At 70.2% G+C, this 17,567-nt stretch carries 18 protein-coding genes; 1 reads left to right on the forward strand and 17 read right to left on the reverse strand.

From position 1 onward, the window contains the following. Positions 1–27: 27 nt before the first annotated feature. The 16 genes from KIH07_RS05705 to KIH07_RS05780 form a co-directional block, all read right to left on the reverse strand. Positions 28–507 carry a TadE/TadG family type IV pilus assembly protein gene (locus KIH07_RS05705; protein WP_226491041.1) on the reverse strand — a complete coding sequence of 160 codons (480 nt, stop codon included), beginning with the start codon at positions 505–507 and terminating at the stop codon, positions 28–30. A gap of 71 nt (positions 508–578) precedes the next feature. Continuing rightward, entirely contained in the window at positions 579–1,097 is a 519-nt protein-coding gene (locus KIH07_RS05710) for a TadE/TadG family type IV pilus assembly protein (protein ID WP_226491042.1), read from the reverse strand. A 5-nt stretch (positions 1,098–1,102) separates the two neighbouring features. Beyond that, a complete protein-coding gene (locus KIH07_RS05715; RefSeq protein WP_226491043.1) occupies positions 1,103–1,411 on the reverse strand; it encodes a DUF3613 domain-containing protein in 309 nt (102 codons plus the stop codon). A gap of 34 nt (positions 1,412–1,445) precedes the next feature. Next, the gene (locus KIH07_RS05720) at positions 1,446–2,228 is read right to left on the reverse strand and encodes a tetratricopeptide repeat protein (protein WP_226491044.1); all 783 of its coding nucleotides are present in this window, start codon (positions 2,226–2,228) and stop codon (positions 1,446–1,448) included. Beyond that, the gene (locus KIH07_RS05725; protein ID WP_226491045.1) at positions 2,225–3,172 is read right to left on the reverse strand and encodes a type II secretion system F family protein; all 948 of its coding nucleotides are present in this window, start codon (positions 3,170–3,172) and stop codon (positions 2,225–2,227) included. The genes KIH07_RS05720 and KIH07_RS05725 overlap by 4 nt, the downstream gene beginning before the upstream one ends. A gap of 5 nt (positions 3,173–3,177) precedes the next feature. After that, the gene (locus KIH07_RS05730) at positions 3,178–4,119 is read right to left on the reverse strand and encodes a type II secretion system F family protein (protein WP_226491046.1); all 942 of its coding nucleotides are present in this window, start codon (positions 4,117–4,119) and stop codon (positions 3,178–3,180) included. Between the two features lies 1 nt (position 4,120). Next, positions 4,121–5,431, reverse strand: coding sequence for a CpaF family protein (locus KIH07_RS05735; protein WP_226491047.1), 1,311 nt, complete (start codon positions 5,429–5,431; stop codon positions 4,121–4,123). 12 nt (positions 5,432–5,443) lie between these two features. Continuing rightward, positions 5,444–6,724 carry an AAA family ATPase gene (locus tag KIH07_RS05740; RefSeq protein ID WP_226491048.1) on the reverse strand — a complete coding sequence of 427 codons (1,281 nt, stop codon included), beginning with the start codon at positions 6,722–6,724 and terminating at the stop codon, positions 5,444–5,446. 22 nt (positions 6,725–6,746) lie between these two features. Further along, positions 6,747–8,066: a type II and III secretion system protein family protein gene (locus KIH07_RS05745; protein ID WP_226491049.1), complete on the reverse strand. Its 1,320-nt coding sequence runs from the start codon at positions 8,064–8,066 to the stop codon at positions 6,747–6,749. Between the two features lie 35 nt (positions 8,067–8,101). Next, positions 8,102–9,106, reverse strand: coding sequence for a Flp pilus assembly protein CpaB (gene cpaB / locus KIH07_RS05750; protein ID WP_226491050.1), 1,005 nt, complete (start codon positions 9,104–9,106; stop codon positions 8,102–8,104). A 57-nt stretch (positions 9,107–9,163) separates the two neighbouring features. Then, entirely contained in the window at positions 9,164–9,631 is a 468-nt protein-coding gene (locus tag KIH07_RS05755) for a prepilin peptidase (RefSeq protein ID WP_226491051.1), read from the reverse strand. 37 nt (positions 9,632–9,668) lie between these two features. Then, the gene (locus tag KIH07_RS05760) at positions 9,669–9,842 is read right to left on the reverse strand and encodes a Flp family type IVb pilin (RefSeq protein ID WP_226491052.1); all 174 of its coding nucleotides are present in this window, start codon (positions 9,840–9,842) and stop codon (positions 9,669–9,671) included. A 732-nt stretch (positions 9,843–10,574) separates the two neighbouring features. Next, positions 10,575–12,257: a SulP family inorganic anion transporter gene (locus tag KIH07_RS05765; protein ID WP_226491053.1), complete on the reverse strand. Its 1,683-nt coding sequence runs from the start codon at positions 12,255–12,257 to the stop codon at positions 10,575–10,577. A gap of 167 nt (positions 12,258–12,424) precedes the next feature. Then, positions 12,425–13,828 carry a sulfatase gene (locus KIH07_RS05770; RefSeq protein ID WP_226491054.1) on the reverse strand — a complete coding sequence of 468 codons (1,404 nt, stop codon included), beginning with the start codon at positions 13,826–13,828 and terminating at the stop codon, positions 12,425–12,427. A gap of 92 nt (positions 13,829–13,920) precedes the next feature. Beyond that, on the reverse strand, positions 13,921–14,895 hold the full coding sequence (locus KIH07_RS05775) for a Bug family tripartite tricarboxylate transporter substrate binding protein (RefSeq protein ID WP_226491055.1): 975 nt from the start codon (positions 14,893–14,895) through the stop codon (positions 13,921–13,923). Positions 14,896–14,943: 48 nt separating this feature from the next. Beyond that, the gene (locus KIH07_RS05780) at positions 14,944–15,912 is read right to left on the reverse strand and encodes a Bug family tripartite tricarboxylate transporter substrate binding protein (RefSeq protein WP_226491056.1); all 969 of its coding nucleotides are present in this window, start codon (positions 15,910–15,912) and stop codon (positions 14,944–14,946) included. A 120-nt stretch (positions 15,913–16,032) separates the two neighbouring features. Here KIH07_RS05780 and KIH07_RS05785 point away from each other — a divergent pair, with 120 nt between their 5' ends. Then, positions 16,033–16,536 (forward strand): MarR family winged helix-turn-helix transcriptional regulator, encoded by a 504-nt coding sequence (locus KIH07_RS05785; RefSeq protein WP_226491057.1) that lies wholly within the window; start codon positions 16,033–16,035, stop codon positions 16,534–16,536. A gap of 30 nt (positions 16,537–16,566) precedes the next feature. On the opposite strand, the gene KIH07_RS05790 is transcribed toward KIH07_RS05785, so the two are convergent. After that, positions 16,567–17,526, reverse strand: a complete 960-nt coding sequence (locus KIH07_RS05790; RefSeq protein ID WP_226491058.1) for an ornithine cyclodeaminase family protein — start codon at positions 17,524–17,526, stop codon at positions 16,567–16,569. Positions 17,527–17,567 lie beyond the last annotated feature (41 nt).

Raw genomic sequence — 17,567 nt, forward strand, 5'->3', positions numbered from 1 at the left:
GGTGGCGCGAAGCGCTGCGGGGGTGTGTCATCGCAACTCCAGCGCCACGGAGGCGCGCCCTTCGAGGGTGTCGGACATCCAGCCGCTGGTGTCGAGCAGAGGCAGGGAGGGCAGCACCCGGTTTTCGCTGTAGGGGTAGCTCACCACCACGTCGGCCCGGGAGGACGGCTGCCCCGGTTCGCCGATCAGTTGCAGCTGCACCTCCACCACATCGTCGAGCCAGGCCTGGCGCAGCGCGGGGGTGCTGCTCTGCGCCGGGGGCGCGATCAGCGACTGCGCCAGCGACTCCAGCACCACGCTGCGGACCCGGGGCAGGCCCACCGGCTCCAGCGGCGAAGGCATGCCTGCGGCGCGCGCGCCGTCTTCGGCCGCGCGCGACACCGCCTGCTGCGTGTAGAGCACGGCGCCAAAAGTGGCCAGGCCGTACAGGAAGAGCAAGAGCAGCAGCGCGATCAGGGCGAATTCGATGGCCGCCACGCCGCGGCACCGCGAGCGCGTCGAATGCATGCGGTTACGCGGGCGCGCCGAATGCAGGCGGCAACGCGAGCGCATCGGGCGCGGGTGGGCGGGCTGCGCCATCACAAGGCCCTCCCGTCGAGCAGCATGCTGGCCTGCCCCACCAGCGTCTCGGGCATGAAGATGCCGAACCCGGGCAGGGCGGGCGCCACCGGGTGGGTGCCGTAGGGGTAGGTCACCGTCACGGTCATCTGGCAGCCGCTGGTGATGTGCACGCCGCAGTCCAGTGCCGTCAGCCCGTCTTCGGTGCAGGCGCCGCCTTCGAGCCGGCACACGCTGGCACTGACCTGCGGGGCTTCGGGCAGCCAGGTCACGAGGCTGGTGGCCAGGGCCTTCGCGGCGCTGATGCGGGCCGGCAACTGGCTGCCGCCCGAGGCCTGGTGGCGCAGGCCGGCGCGCGCGCCTTCTTCGGCCGCGTTCTGCAGGCCCAGGCGCAGGCTGAAGACGATGCCGTAGCTCAGCAGCGCGTAGAGCAGCGCGAAAAACACCGGGAAGACCACGGCGAACTCCACCGCGTACGCGCCGCCCTGGCGCGGGCGGGAGCCGCGGGGCCGGTGCGGTGGGGGGGCGCCAGCGGCCATGCGCCTTATTCCTTGGCCGAGCCGGTGGCGGCGTCGCCCAGGCGGGAGCCGAACCACGGCGGCACTTCGGTCTGGAAGCTCTTGAGGTAGCGCTGGTGGCTGAGCTCGGCCACGCTGCCCTCGATGGGGCGTGGCACGGTGGAGGCGACGCTGCCCTCGCGCTGGCGCTGCAGCAGGCTGCGCGTGGCGTCGCCCACGGCCAACCGGCTGGGCGTCTCGCCCGGGGTGGGCGCGGTCGGGGTCGCGGCGGTCTGCGCCCACAGGGGCGTGCTGGCGAGCAGCACGGTCAGGAGCAGGGGGCGGTGGGTGTTCATGCGGAGGGCCCTTCGTGGGGTGGTCATGGGACGGTCACTGGGGCTGGTTGGCCCGGGCTTCGGCCAGGCTGGCCTGGCTCAGGCGCTGCGCGCTTTTCAGCACCAGGCTGGACGGGGGCGCGGGCTGCGCGGCGCCGGGGCGCAGCACCAGCGCCAGCTGCTCGATGGCCTGGCGCGTGGCGGGGCTGAGCGCGCGCTGCGCCATCAGCCGCCGCGCGTGCTCCGGTTGGCCGGTGCTCAGGTGGTACAGGGCCAGGTTGCTCGCCACCCGGGGGTGGTTGGGCAGCAGCTCCGAGGCTTGCATGAGCGGCAGCCGGGCTTCTTCGAAGCGTTGCGCCAGCAGGTAGGCGTAACCGAGGTCGTTGAGCACCAGGCCGTCGGTGGGCAGGAGCTGGCGCGCTTTTTCCAGCATCAGGATGGCGCGGGGGAAATCCTCCTGGCTCCCGGCGATCAGGCCCAGGCCCCGGTAGGCGGCACCGCGCACCGGGGTGTCGAGCAGTTGCTCGTACAGGCGGCGGCTCGCGCTCCACTGCGCGGTGTGGCGCAGCGCCTCGGCCTTGAGGACCTGCGAGTCGGGCGAGGTGCCCCATTTCTGTTCCAGCGCGTCGATGTGGGCCAGCGAGGCGAACCACAGGCCGTTGCCCTGCATCTGCCGCACCAGGCTCAGGTAGGTGGGCCGGTTGTCGAGCGTGGGGCCGGGGCCGGTGGGGGAGGCCGTGGCCGCGCCGTCGGCGCCCGGGGCTGTGGTGCGTGCGGCGCAGGCGCCCAGCAGCAGGGCCGCGCACAGGGCGAGGGTCAGAGACAGTCGTGGATTCATTTCACCATGCTCCCGAGAGACCGGATCACCGCGAGGAAGCCCGGCCCGGCCACGATGATCAACAGGGCGGGCAACAGCGTGGTCACCATGACCACGGTCATCTTCACCGTGATGACGCCCACCCGGGTCTTCATCTCGGCCTTGCGGTGCACCCGCAGCCGTTCGCTGAACTGGCGGATCGGCTCCTGGATGGCGCCGCCGTGTCGGTCCACCTGGATCAGCAGCGAGATCAGGTCGGTGAGGTGCTGGTTCTGGTGCAGATCGGCCATGCGCTGGAACGCGTGTTCGCGCGTGCGGCCCTGGTTGTACTGGCGGTTGGCCGCCGCCACGTCGTTGCCCAGGATGGGGATCACGGCCGTGAAGTCCTTGGCGATGATCTGCAGGCTCTGGTCCAGGCTCAGGCCCACGCTCTGGAGCAGGCCGAGCAGGTCCACGAACAGCGGCAGCTCGTGCGAGACCCGGATGCGGCGGCGCGCGGCCAGGCGCTGCAGCAGCCATTTGGGCAGCATGAAACCCACCACGAAGGCCGTGGCCAGCAGCAGGAACCCCTTGCGCGTGAGGTCGGGCCCGTGCACGAACAGCGCGTCCGTCAGCAGGGGCAGGCCGACCGCCAGCGCGGCGCGCGTCAACAGCAGGGTGAGCTGGGCCCGCACCGAGGGGAAGCCGCACTGGCTGATCATCCGGCGGTCTTCGTCGGCCACCAGCAGGCGGCCCAGCCGGGTGTCTAGCCAGTGCGCCGGCAGCTGCTCGTCGCGGTTGGGCGCCGCCAGGCCCGGGTCGTCGCTCTCGCGGGGCAGGCCGGCACCGCTGCGGTCCAGCGCGTTCTGGATCACCTGGGCGCCGCGCCGCTGCAGCCGCTGGCGGCGCAGCAGCAGCGCGGCCATGAGCACCAGGGCCAGGCTCAGCGAGGCCAGGGACAGCAGCAAGAGGGTGTGGGCCGTCATGGGGGTCACTCCAGCCGGGACAGGCGGTAGAGCAGGTAGACGCCCAGCGCCTGCAGGCCGGCCGCGCCCAGCACCAGCTGGCGCCCGGTGCCGTCGTCCCAGAGGCGGGCGAAATACGCGCCATTGATGGTGATGATGGCCGCGCCCACCACCAGGGGCAGCAGGCCCAGCACCCAGGCCGACATGCGGGTCTCGGCCGACATGGCCACCAGCTCGTGCTCCATTTCCTCGCGGTCGCGCATGAAGTGCGCGACCCGCTCCAGCAGCACGTCCGAGCGGCCGCCGTAGCGCACCCCCAGGCCCATGATGGACGCGAGCAGCTGCATCTCTTCGAAGCGCACCTTGTTCGCGACCTGCTGCAGCGCCTGGTCGATGTCCAGCCCGGCGCGCACCAGGCTCAGGGCGTTGTCCATCTGCTGGCGCAGCGGGTTCTGCACGCCGGGGATCGCCATCTGGAAGGCGGCCTGGGTCGAGTTGCCGACCACGATCAGGCGGGCAATGATGTCCAGGAAGCCGGGCAGCTGGCGGATCAGTTCGGTGCGGATTTTCTGCACCCGGGTCCAGAGGTAGAACGCGCCCAGCGCGAGCAGCAGCGCCAGCAGGCCGGCCGCGGCCATCCAGCCGGAGCGCGCGCCCACGACCACCACGGCCGCCACGATCAGCAGCCCGCCGGTCAGCAGCTGCCGGGAGGAGAGCGCGCCCAGCAGCCACTCGGGCATGGGGAAGAGCTCGCGCTGGCGCGCCACCGGGGTTGGCTCTTCCAGAGGGGGCGGCGCGCCAAAGCGCAGCTCGGAGGCCAGGGCCGCGCCCTCCAGCGCCATCTTCTTCGCCAGGGTCTGGTTGGCCACCCGGCGCCGCCGCTGGCGCGCCGCCATGTCCCACAGGAGCAGCAGCGCGCCACCCAGGGCCAGGGTCAGGCTGAACAGCAACACCCAGGGGCCGGACATGTCAGCTCTCTTTGTGTTGCTGGCGCTGCAGCACCTGCCGCAGGCGGACGATCTTGGGCGAGTGCGGGCTGATGCCCAGCGAGATCCAGCGGTCGCGCTCGTCCCCGTCGGGCAGGGGCTGCGGCTCGTAGCGGAACAGCTCCTGCATGGCGACCACGTTGTCGTTCAGGCCGGTGATCTCGCTGATCGAGATGATGCGGCGCCCGCCGTTGGGCAGGCGCCCGATCTGGATGATGAAGTCGATGGCGTTGGCGATCTGGCGCCGCAGGCTGACCTCGCTGCCCTGGTAGCCGGCGAAGCCTGCCAGCATCTCCAGCCGGTACAGGCACTCGCGCGGCGAGCTGGCGTGGATGGTGCCCATGGAGCCGTCGTGCCCGGTGTTCATGGCCTGCAGCATCTCGATCACCTCGCCGCCGCGCACCTCGCCGACGATGATGCGGTCCGGGCGCATGCGCAGGCTGTTGCGCAGCAGGTCGCGGATGGCCACGTGGCCGGCCCCGTCGTAGCTGCCGGGGCGGCTTTCCATGCGGACCACGTGCGGGTGGTTCAGGGCCAGCTCGGCCGTGTCTTCGATGGTGACCACGCGCTCGTTCTCGGGGACGAAGCTCGCCAGCGCGTTGAGCAGGGCGGTCTTGCCCGAGCTCGTGCCGCCGCTGATCAGGATGTTGCAGCGCGCGCGCACCGCCATCTCCAGCAGTTGCGCCATGGCCAGGTCGAAGGTGCCCAGCTTGAGCAGGTCTTCGGGCGTGAGCGGGTCCTTGCGGAACTTGCGGATCGACACCACCGGGCCGTTGATCACCAGCGGCTCGATCACCACGTTGATGCGCCCGCCGTCGCTCAGCCGCGCATCGACCATGGGGTTGGACTCGTCCAGGCGCCGGCCGATGGGCGCGAGGATGCGCCGCACGATGCGCATCAGGTGCGCGTTGTCGGCGAAGTTGAGCACCGCCTTCTGCAGCACCCCGTGTTTGGAGATGTAGATCTGCTTGCTGCCGTTGATCAGGATGTCTTCCACCGCGGGGTCGTTGAGCATGTCCTCCAGCGGGCCGAAGCCGGCGAACTCCTTGGTCAGGGCCTCGGCCAGGAGCTGGGTCTCCTGGCTGTTGATCGGCACCCGGTGCAGCCGCACCAGGCTCTCGCATTCCAGCGCGACGAACTGCTGGATCGAGCTGCGCGACCAGCGGCCGAACTCGGCGCCGAGCTCCTCGATCCGGTTGAGCAGGTGTTCGTGGATGAAGGCCTTGATGGTCTGGAACTCCTGGGAGTTCTGGAAGGTCTGCCTGTCGTCGGAAAACTCAACGTCCAAAGTCATGGTGGTGCTTCCTTAACTCTTCCACTTGCCGATCAGTTGAGTCATGTACCGCGTCCAGATGCCGGGGCTGGCCGTGGCGGAGGGGGTGTCGCCGGGCCAGGGCCCGAGGCTGCGGATCATGCCGCCCAGGGCCGTGACGTAGGGGTCGTTGCGGGCCACCCGCGAGATCAACTCGCCCTTGCTCGCGGCGATCAGCAGCGGGGCGCTGCGGTCGGGGATCACATGCCCCAGCGGGATGCCCAGCCGCGCGGCGATGTCGCTCGCGGGCAGGCCGATGCTGAGGCTGTACTTGTTGAGCACGAGGGCGAAGTGCTGGGTGTCCAGGCCGCGCTCGCGCAGCTCGCGCAGCAGCGTGGAGGTGGAGACGATGCCGCCGATGCTCTGGTCGCAGACCACCCAGACCTTCTCGGCGTCGCGCACCGACTGCGCCACGAAATCCACCGTGCTGAAGCCGCCCAGATCGGCGATCAGGAAGTCGTAGAAGTCGGTGAGCCGCCGGATCAGCGAGACCGACTCCGCGTGCGACACCTCCTTGATCTGCGCCAGGCTGGCCGGCAGCGGCAGCAGCGCCATGCCGCTGGGGTGGTGGGCCAGCGCCGTCTGCAGCAGGGTCTGGTCCAGCCGCTTGAGGTTGCGCACGCCGTCGACAAAACTGAAGCTGCTCTCCTGCCCCAGGTAGAGCAGGCCGTCGCGCGCGGGCAGCCCCAGGTCGAGCAGGACCACGCCCAGGCGCTGGGCCAGCCGGTTCGCCGCCTGTGGCTGCGCCTGCGCCGCGTTGCGCATCTCCTGCAGGCTCACCGCGAGGTTGCTCGCCAGCGTGCTGACCCCCAGGCCGGGGCGCGCGCCCAGCAGCGCGATGGTGCGGCCGCGGGCCTTCTCGCGGTCGCTCAGCCGGCGCACCATGAGCGCCTGCATGACCGACTGCACCGCCTCGTTCGAGGCGTTGACGAAGACGAAATCGTCGACCCCGCTGCGCAGCGCGAGCAGCGTGCACTGGGTGTCGGCCTCGCGGCCGGTGCCGATCAGCAGCACCTCGGGCCAGTCCCGGCGCAACAGGTCCACGATGCGGCCGGCGCGCGCGGCGTCGGCGTCGCTGAAGTCCAGGAACACGCACTGGGGGTGCAGCATCGCGACCCGCTCGCCGACGGTGTTTTCGTCGACCGCGACCGTGGTCACCGAGCCCAGGTCGGCCAGCGCGTGGTTCAGCCAGCTGATGTGCGGGCCGTGCACCGAGACATACAGGTAGACGCTGTCGGCCACGCTGTTGAGGGGGGTGAAGGGAGCGTTTTTCATCGTGGGCTTGCCGCGGGCGGCCTCATTTGGAAAAACCGGGCAGGGCTTCGTCGGCGCTGGTGCCGATGAAGTGGCCGCGCCAGACCGCGGGGTCGCGGATCTCGCTGGCGCCGGGCAGCGCGCTCTGCAGGTCGGTGCCGCGCGCCAGCGGCCGCACCAGGGTCGGCGTCACCACGATGACCAGCTCGGTCTCGTTCTGCAGGTAGTTCTGCCGCTTGAAGAACGCGCCCAGCACCGGGATGTCGCCCAGGCCGGGCACCTTGTCCACGTTGGAGCTGGTGGTGCGGCTGACCAGGCCGCCGATGACGAAGCTCTCGCCGTCGCCGAGCTCGATGGTGGTGTCGGCCCGCCGGGTGGAGATCGCGGGCACCGACATGCCGCTGAGGGTGACGGCGTTGGTGTAGTCCAGATCGCTGGCCTCGGGGGCCACCTTGAGCACGATGCGCTCGTTGGACAGCACCGTGGGCGAAACCGTCAGGCCGATGCCGAAGGGCTTGAACTCGATGCTGGTGCTGCCCAGGCCCTGCGCGACCGGCACCGGGATCTCGCCCCCGGCCAGGAAGTTGGCGCTCTGCCCGGACAGCGCCACCAGCGTGGGTTCGGCCAGCACGCGGGCCAGCCCGTTGCTTTCGAGCAGGCCGAGATTGAGGCCCAGGTTGGCCTTGCCGAAGTTCATGACCAGACCGAAGGCCTGCGCCAGCGGCGAGATGGACTCGGTGGCGAGTTCCCCGTTGGGCCCCCAGGTCGCCTGGGTCAGCGAGCTGGGGGAAAAGACGCCGAAGCTGAAACCGTGCCGGTTGGGCGCGGTGCTGAACAGGTTCAGGCCGGCCTGCTTGAGCACGCGCTTGTTGAACTCCACCACCTTGACGTCCACCTGCACCGTGTGGCTCTTCACGTCCACCGTGGCCTGGTTGTGCAGCAGGTCGTCCTTGCCGCGCGCGGCCTCGGCCGAGCGGGCGGCCTTCAGGTAGGCCGGGGTGCTGGGGTGGGCCTGGTCCAGCGTCTGTTCGCGGCGCCGCACCTGGATGGCGTAGCGCCGGGCGTCCTTCTCGCCCTTGACCCACAGCATCAGCGAGGTGCTGCCCGCGGCCTTGGCCGTGATCAGCACGCGCACCGCCTTGCCGTTCAGGCCGGCGCGCGACAGCGCCATGCTGGCGACCGCTTCGTCGGCGATGGCGATGCGCTCGATGCCCTGGTCGAACAGCAGCTCGTGCATCGTCCCCTGGGTCAGCGACAGCACTTCCTGCGACGCCGCCGGCTGGGCAGCGAAGGCCGTGCCGGTGGCGAGCAGCGTGGACAGGATGCAGGGCCCCAGGATCGGGTGGCTGTGCGAGGGCTTCATGGGGGCGCTCTTTCGGGTGGGGCGGTGCGGGCGGTTCATGGCAGGCGCACCGTGTCGACCTGGCCACTGCGGATCACCTCGACGCTCGGCCCCGAAGGGGGCGGGGCCGCGGCGCCGGCCCGGTGGGCGAGCGGCGCGGCGGGCAGGCGTCGCGCCCCGGCCGCCCCGCGCAGCGCCTGGGCGCCCTGGGCCAGGCTTTCCATGGCCAGGCCGCCGAGGGCCCGGTCCGCACCCTGCGGTTCGGCGACCGGGGTGGCGGCCGCGTCCTTGGGGCCACGGGCGAGCGCGGGTTGGAGCACCGTGGGCCACGAGGGGTACAGGTCGGCGGTGGGCACGGCCGCGTCCGACGGGTTGCGCAGCGTCAGCGACAGCCGGCCGTGGGCCTCGGCCAGCAGCACCGCGTTGACCTCTTCGACCCGGATCGCCAGCACCGCCGTGCGGGCCTGCTCGGTGCGTGGGGCCGCCGCCGCGGACGACGCTGCCTTGCCGTTTGGGGGGGCGGGGCCGTCCAGCGAGCCGGGGCCGTAGGCCAGGACCCGTTTGCGCGACAGCAGCATGCGGGCCTGGCTGCGGTCGATCTCGCCGTTGTCGCGCTTGAGCGCGAAGAACACGTCGACGTAGTCGCCCGGGCGCACCCGGTTGCCCACGCTGCTGACTTCGTCCATCTTGACCGCCAGGGCCCGCTCACCCGGCTCGATCAGCGTGGCGAGCCCGGCCGCCAGGTGCTGGGCCAGCACCGGGGTGTCCACGCCCAGCGGCAGGGTCGGGGTCTGGCCGACGATGCCCTGCGTGTCCTTGAACGCGCCCACCGGGTTGATGCCCAGCTGGACCGTGCGCAGGTCTTCCGGCTGGATGGGCTGGCCGGCCGCGATCGGCCTGGCGGCCACCACCACCGTGTGCTGGGGCGGTTGGGGGGCCGAGCGGGTGGCCGCGGCCTGGGCGGCCGGGTCGGGCTTGCGGCTGAGCACCCAGGCGTATCCCCCCAGGACCAGCGCGGCCAGCACCAGCAGGGCCGCCAGGATTCTTGTCAGGTTGAACATAGGGCTCCGATGGAAGGAAAACGGAACGTTCTGACGGGGCGCCACGGCGCGGCGGGCTCACGGCGGCACCGGCAGGTGCCGCCAGAGCGTGAACGCCAGGGCGACGATCGACATGTAGGCCGCCAGCGGGATCTTTCGTCCCTGGGGTCTGGTGCCCGGTGGGCCGGGTGGGGGCATCGGAGCCCGGCGGCGCAGCGCGTGCAACGAGAGCACCAGCAGCGCATGCAGCAGGGCCAGCAGGTTGGCCCCCAGCCAGGTGGCCAGCATCAGCTGGGGCCCCAGCCACAGGCCCAGCACCGTGCCCAGCTTGACGTCGCCCGCCGCCATCGACCCCATGAGGTAGAAGGGCAGCAGCAGCGCCAGCGCGAGCAGGCCTCCGAGCGCCGCACGGGCCGCCGTGAGCTCCACGGGGTTCAGGTTCAGCGCCAGGGCGGTGAGGGCGCCCAGAGCGCCGACCACCACCATCGCGTTGGGGGCTTTGCGTCGGGTGGCATCGAAAAAGACGGCCACCAGAAGAAACGCCACAAAGCCTGTGAGAACCAGGCCCGCGGTCAGGCGGGCGTCAAGCGGCGGGAGCCAGCGCGGTTGCAATGGATTGGAATATCAATTTCAGGTTGTCCCCGACGTCACCGACGACCACCAGAATGACGACCGAAATCAGGCCCGCAATGAGGCCGTATTCAATGGCGGTGGCGCCCTCTTCGTCTTGCCAAAAAGCCAGAAGGTTATTTTTCATCATCAAATCCCTGGAAAAAAGTGAATGCACGTTGAAAAAAAGAACATTCCAAATTGCCTTGCGACAACTTGTAACAATCTAAAGCATTTTCAATGCCAGCCGAAATCAAGGTGGTTGGGGCAGGGTTTGATAGACCCCATGAACCCGGTTCGCGCGGGCCACGCTGGCAGAAAACGCAGCACGCCGCCCTTGCGGGGCGGCGTTTCTGGCGATGGCGCTGTGCCTGCGGCGGTGGATCATGGGAGGTGTTCCTGGCCAATGTTACGGGCATGTAACGAAAGATCGATTGGGCATGTTACGTAACGATCAGGCTTTTGTCTCGCCAGAAAATTGGAATTCGTGAATTACTTTACATCCCGAAACAGGCGGATACGCCCAAAGGGTCTTCCGGAAATATTTCACGGTTTTTTGCGGAAATAGAAGCACTCTGTAAGTCAATTGACCACAGGATGGTGCCGGTCAATCGTTGGCATGACGGGTTGAAATGAGTTCTTTTCTATTAATCAATTCCAGGGCAATCGTTGGTGCTTTTGCGCAACGCCTGGGACGCCCTTGCCCGCCATTCATTGGGATTTTGCAAGCCGGTCCGGTTTGAACCGGCTCCAGAAAGATGAGGCCGTTGCGCGGCGGCGCATCTGCGCCGCCGCGCAACGGCTCGCGAAGGGGGAGGGGGGCCGCCGCGCGGGCGGCTGGTGCCTTACCGGTTTGTCGCCACAACGAAAGCGGCGCTGCTCAGCCAGGCTGGGCTGCGGCAGTGTCTGCCGTTTCCCGCCAGGCCTCGCTGGCGCGCAGGGCCTCGGCTTCCGTGCGGTAGAGCTTGAGGCAGGGGCCTTCCTGCAGGTGGCCGGCGGTGCGCAGCAGGGTTTCCACAGGCAGCTTGATGCCCACCAGGTGCAGGGTCACACCCTGCTCGTGCAACTGGGCGCTCAGGCGGCCGAAGGCTTCCACGCCGGTGGCGTCGATCCAGTTGATGGGGTGCGCGACCAGCATCACGTGGCGGGTGCCGGGGTGGGCGCTCAGGTGCTCGGTCACGGCGCGTTCAAAGGCGTTCGCGGTGGCGAAGTCGAGCGCCGCGTCCATGCGCAGCGCGTAGGTGGCCGGCGCCAGCGGCTCCAGGTGCCAGAGGTGGCGGTCGCGCAGGCTGCCGTCGGCGTGCAGCCCCACTTCGATGATGCGCGGGTGCAGCCGCAGGTACAGGAAGTGGCTGAGCGCGATCATCACGCCGGTGATCACGCCCCAGTACAGGCGCGGCGCGCTCAGCACCGTCACCGCGAAGGTGGTGCCTGCGGTCACCGCTTCGACCCGCGAGATCGCCCACAGCCGTGTGAACGCGCGCGGCTTGATGAGCCCCATCACCGCCACCAGCACGATCGCCGCCAGCACCGCCAGCGGCACGTGGTGCAGCAGCGGCGTGAGCAGGAGCAGCGCGAGCAGCACCACGCCCACCGAAAACACCGTGGCCCAGCCGGTCTGCGCGCCGGCGTAGAGGTTGAGCGCCGAGCGCGAGAACGAAGAGCTGGTGGGGAAGGCGCCGCTCAGGCCCGAGGCCAGCTTGGCCAGCCCCTGGCCGATCAGGTCCTGGTCCTGGTCCCAGCGCTGTCCGCGTTTGCCGTTGTCCACCTTGGCGCTGGACGCGGTTTCCAGAAAACTCACCAGGGTGATCACCAGGGTGGGCAGCAGCAGCTGGCCCAGCGTGGCCCAGCCGGGCCAGCCCGGCAGGTAGGGCACGGGCAGGCCCTGGGGCAGGGTGCCGATCACCGCGCCACCGCCGGCCTCGAAGCCGGTGGCCCGGCCGATGGCGGCGCTGCCCACCACCACCGCGAGCACGGTGGGAAAGCCCGGGCGCCAACGGCGCGCCAGCAACAGCAGCGCCAGGCTGCCCAGCCCGAAGGCCAGCGCCGGCCAGTGCGGGCGCGGCAGCTGGGCCAACAGGTCCTGCTGGGCCAGCCCCAGCAGCGCCGGCAGCTGCGAGGCGATGATGAGCACCGCCGCGGCCTGCGTGAAGGCCATCAGCACAGGCGAGTTCACCAGGTTGAGCAGCCAGCCAAACCGCACGAAGCCCAGCACGATCTGCAGCAGGCCCGAGAGCAGCGCGAGCCAGACGGCCAGTTCGATCCATTGCGCGCTGCCCGGCTCGGCCAGGCCAGCGAGCGAGGCGCTCACCAGCAGGCAGGTGAGCGCGGTCGGCCCCACCGAGAGCCGCACCGAGGCGCTGAACAGCACCGCGATCAGCGCCGGCAGCATGGACGCGTAGATGCCGGTGATCAACGGCATGCCCGCCAGCGCGGCATAGGCCACGCCCTGCGGAATCACCATCAGCCCCACCGTCAGCCCGGCCATGGCCTCGCTGCGCAACAGCGCAGCCGTCGGACGCGGCCAGTTCAGGAAAGGCAGGAAGCGGTGCAGGCGGGTCATGGGCAATTATTGGCGATGGCGTGCGGCTTCAGCTGCCGGGGCCTCTGCGTTGAATCAGCGGACTTTCCGGCGCGAAATGCCCCACCCCAGAATGCGGTGGAACCGGCTCCGCCGGGCCACTCGCATTGCCCCCTGGGGGGTAGCGGCGCAGCCGCTGCGGGGGGAGCCTATCGTGCGGGCATGTCTTTCGCGCCATACCCCAGGCTCACCGTCGCGTCGGGCGGAATCGGCGGCATGCCCGCGTTCCAGGCCAGCCAGCGTTCGCGCATGTCCGCCAGCCGCTGCGGTTCGAGTGGCGCGCGGTTGGCGCGCTCGCGCGCGTCGGCGCTGATGTCAAACAGGTACTCGTTCCCGTCCACCATCAGGTATTTCCACGGCCCCTCGCGCAGCGCGCGCTGGCTGCGGTGGTTCATGCGCCAGAACATCGGCCGTTCGAAGCGGTGCCCGGGGTCGCGCAGCAGGGCATGGAGCGACACGCCGTCCAGCGGATGGTCCGGGTGCGGCCGGCCGCCGCCCACGTCGAGCATCGTGGCCGACCAGTCCATGGTCATGGCGTGTTGCCCGCTCTCCGCACCGGCCGGGATCACCGCGGGCCAGTGCGCGATCCAGGGCACGCGGATGCCGCCCTCGGTCAGGTCCATCTTGCCGCCCACCAGCGGCCAGTTGTCGGAAAAGCGCTCGCCGCCGTTGTCGCTGGTGAAGACGATCAGCGTGTCCTCCAGCAGGCCTTCCTCGCGCAGCGCGGCCACCAGCCAGCCGATGCCTTCGTCCATGTGGTGGATCATGCGGCGGTAGGCCTCGACGCTGCCGCCGTGCAGGTGGAACAGGTTCTTCGCCACCTCGGGCGCCACGTGCGCATCGTCGCGCGTTTCCCAGGGCCAGTGCGGCGCGGTGTAGTGCAGGCTCAGAAAGAACGGCGTGCCCGCGCGGGCCTCGGCGGCGCGCGCCTTCACATGCTCCACCGCCTTGTTGGAAAACACGTCGGTCAGGTAGCCCACCTCCTTGTGGGGTACCAGTCGTCCGCCGGGCCGCCCCAAGGACGACTGCGCCCCCTCGGGGGGCCTGGCTTCGCCAGGGTCGGGGGCCAGGACATCGCCGATGTAGAGGTCGTGGTCGCCGCTGGACGAACAGTGGGTGAAGTAATCCACCCCACCGGCCAGGATGCCGAAGAATTCTTCGTAGCCCGAGCGCAGCGGGCCGAAGTGCGGCGGGTAGCCCAGGTGCCACTTGCCGATGAGCGCCGTGCGGTAGCCCGCGTCCTTCAGCAGCGAGGGCAGGGTGGGGATCTCGGGCGGCAGGCCCAGCGTGGCGCTGCCCTTGCTGCGGCTGTTGATCGGCTCTTCCAGCGCACCGCGCAGGCGGTACTGGTAGCGCATGGTGGCCATGGCGAAGCGGGTGGGCGAACACACGGGCGAGTTGCTGTAGCCCTCGGTGAGCTTCAAGCCACCCGCGGCCAGCGCGTCGATGTTGGGCGACACGGCGCCAAAACCGGCGGGCCGGCCACCGTAACAGCCCAGGTCGGCATAGCCCAGGTCGTCGCTGACGATGTAGATGATGTTGGGGCGTTTCATGATGTTGGATCGGAGTATGGCGACCAGGTGGGTGCGCATGGGTCTTGCCGGCACACACCGCGGAACCGGCTTTGCCGGGCCGCTGGTGGGGGTCAATTCGATTTCATGCCGGTGGCGCGCACGATCTCGCCGTAGCGAGCGTTCATGCGGGCCAGGCGCTGTGCGGCGGCGGCACCGGTCTGGCCTTCGTAGAACAGGTCCAGGTTCTTCAGCCGCGCCCGCGCGTCGGGGCGCTGCAGCGCGTCGGCAATGCCCTTGGCCAGGGTCTGCACCACCGGGTCGGGCGTGGCGGCCGGCACCATGACGAGGTACAGCACCTCCGACTCCAGCGCCTTGAGGCCCAGCTCGCCCACGGTGGGCAGTTCGGGCGCGAGCTGCGAGCGCTTGGGGCTGGTCACGGCCAGGGCCGTGATCTTGCCGCTCTTCACGTGCGGCAACATGCCCGGCGTGGCCAGGATGCCGCCGTCCACCTCGCCGCTGAGCACGGCGGTGACGGCCGGCGTGTTGCCGCGGTAGGGAATGTGCGTGGTCTTGATGGGCGTGCTGTTGGAGAGGATGGCGACCGCCAGGTGGCCGGGGCTGCCGTTGCCGCCGGAGCTGAAATTCAGCGACTTCTGCCGGCCCTGGCTCAGCAGGTCGCCAAAGCGCCGGATGCCGGTGGCCGGGTTCACACCAATCAGCAGGCCCGACGAGGCCATGACGATCACCGGCTTGAGGTCGCCCGGCTGGAACGGCATGGCCGGGTAGATGTGCGGGTTCACGGTGAACGCGGTGTCGATGCCGAACAGCACGGTGTGCCCGTCCGGCGCCGCCTTGGCCACGGCGGCGGCGCCCACGTTGCCGCCCGCGCCGGCCTTGTTTTCCACCACGAAGGGCTGTTTGAGCGTTTCCTGCAGCACCGCGGCCACCGAGCGCGCCAGGATGTCGGAAGGCCCGCCGGGCGGGAAGTTGTTGACGAGCGTGACCGGTCGGGCCGGATAGGCCTGGGCCAGGGCGGTGGAGGCGCACAGGGCCGACAGGGCGGTGCAGGTGAGGGCGGTCAGGGCGTGGCGACGGAAGAGGTTCATGGGACGACTCGGGAACGGACAGGAAAAACCGGAGGGCGCAGGGGCCGCTCAATCCAGCTGGATGCCGGTGGCCTTGATCGGGCCGGCCCAGCGTTGCAGGTCGGTGGCCTGGGCGGCGGCCAGCTCGGCCGGGGTCGAGCCCACCGGCGCGTAACCCTGCTCGATCAGTTTGGCCTTGAGCGCGGGCGTGCGCACCGCCTTGGCCACGGCGGCGCTCAGCCGGTCGCGCACCTCGGGCTTCAGGCCGGCCGGGCCGTACATGGCGAACCAGGCGGTGGCCTCCATGTCCACGCCCTGTTCTTTCAGTGTGGGCACCTCGGGCACCTGCGGGTCGCGCTGGGGGCCGGTCACGCCGATGATGCGCACCTTGCCCGCGCGGTGCAGCTCGGCGGTCTCGGTCACCACGTCGAACTTGTAGTGGATGTGGCCACCCAGGAGCGCCGTGTTGGCCGGGCCGCCGCCCTGGAAGGGCACGTGCGTGAGCTCGGCGCCGGCCCGCTGGCCGAACAGCACGCCCATGAAGTGCGGCAGCGTGCCCTGGCCCGGCGTTCCGTAGGTGGCCTGGCCTGGGGCGGCCTTGGCCTTGGCCAGCATCTCGGCCACGTTCTTGACGCCCGCCGATGGCCCGGCCACCACGCTGAACTGGAAGTGCGCCAGCAGCGAGATCGGCGTGAAGTCCGCCACCGCGTCGTAGTCCAGCTTCTTGTAGACGTGGGGGAACAGCACCATCGGCCCGCTGGGCAACAGCACCACGGTCTGGCCGTCGGCCGGCGCGCGCTTGACCAGGCCGAGCGCGATGCGCCCGCCCGCGCCGGGCTTGTTCTCCACGATCACCGAAGCGAAATCGTCCTTCAGGCCTTCGGCCAACAGCCGTGCCAGCAGGTCGGCCGAGCCGCCGGGGGGGAAGCCCACCACGATCTTCAGCGGCGGCGCCGGGGTCTGCGCGAGAGCGGGGAGGGCCAGAGCGGCCGTGGCGGCCAGGGCCAGTGTGCGGGCGGTGAACTTGCGTCGTAGCATGCTTGTCTCCTGATTGATGTGCATCAAACGGGTGTTTCCCCGCTGCAAGGCGCGATGCTAGGGATTCACAATCAATTGCAGAAATCAATCATTCCGGGTGTTTTCCCTGAGACCGTTCCCATGACCCCTCCCGACCGGATCAGCGAGCCGCAACGCCAGGGCGACCTGCTGCTGTACCGGCTGCACCGCATCCAGACCACCGCCGGGCGGCTGGTGGTGCACCTGTGCGAAAGCGAGTTCGGCATCACGCGGCGCGAGTGGCGCGTGCTGTCGGTGCTGAACGAACACGAGGGTGTGCTCTCGTCCGTGCTGGCCGAGCACGCCATGCTCGACCGCGCCCGCACCTCGCGCGCGCTCACCTCGCTGGCGGCCAAGAAGCTGGTCACACGCCAGCCCCGCCCGTCGGACCGGCGCGAGGTGCATGTGTTCCTGACCGACGAAGGCCGGCACAGGTACGCGCAGATCCTGCCGCGCGTGATGGCGATCAACCGCGAACTGGTGTCCGGGCTCTCGGCCCCGCAGCGCCAGCAGCTCGACCAGATCGTGGACGCCTTGCAGGCGCAGGCCGGCCGCATGCTGGCGGCGTCGAAGGCCCGGCTGGCGCCGCTGGATGGCGGCGACTGAGGCGCCGCTGCGGGCCCGAGCGAAAGAGGCTCAGCCGCGCGCCGACTCGTACACCAGCACCGCGGCGGCCAGGTCTTCCAGCGCCGTGCCGACCGACTTGAACACCGTGCGCTCGTGCTCGCCCTTGCGGCCGGTGGCCACGCCCTTGGAGAGCGTGGTCAGCGTGCCGCGCACGTCGTCGGCGCGCAGCACGCCGTGCTGCATGGGCACCAGCAGGTCGCCGCTTTTCTGCAGCGCCTCGTCGGTGTCCACGAACACGCGCGCGTCCTGGAAACAGGCGTCGTCGGCCTCGCGCATGGCCGGGGTGAAGCTGCCGATCAGGTCCAGGTGCGAGCCCGGTGCGAGCCAGGCGCCGCGCACCAGCGGCTCGGTGGACAGCGTGGCGCAGCTCACGATGTCGGCCTCGCCGCAGGCGGCGGCCAAGTCGGTGCTGGCGAAGGCCGGCAGGCCGGCGGCGCGCACCTGGGCGGCCAGGGCCTGCGCTTCGCTGGCGCGGCGCGCCCACACCGTCACGCGCTCCAGCGGGCGCACCGCGCGGTAGGCGGCGGGCAGCAGCTGCGCCACGCGGCCCGCGCCCACCACCAGCAGGTGTTTGGCGTCGGCGCGCGCCAGGTACGAGGCCGCCAGCGCCGAGGCCGCTGCCGTGCGGCGCTCGGTGATCTGGTCGCCGTCGATCTGCGCCAGCGGCGCGCCGGTGCGCGCGTCGAACAGCAGGTAGCTGCTGTGCAGGCCGGGCAGGCCGCGTTTGGCGTTGCCGGGGGCGATGTTCACGATCTTCACGCCGTAGTACTTGCCCGGCAGCCAGGCCGGCATGATCAGCGAGGTCATGCGCCGGCTCGCGGCGTCGCCGCCTTCGCTGATGGGGCTGTTGATCTCGTGCACATGGCGCGGCGGGACTTCGCAGCCGCCGGCAAAACGCTCGCGCAGCGCGGCGATCAGGCGGTCAAAGGGCAGGGCGGCCCGGGTGGTGTTGGCGTCGAACAATTGCATGCCGCGATGGTAGCGCCCGGCCATGGCGCCCATCGGCGACC

The sequence above is a fragment of the Hydrogenophaga taeniospiralis genome, from assembly GCF_020510445.1.
GTDB lineage: Bacteria > Pseudomonadota > Gammaproteobacteria > Burkholderiales > Burkholderiaceae_C > Hydrogenophaga.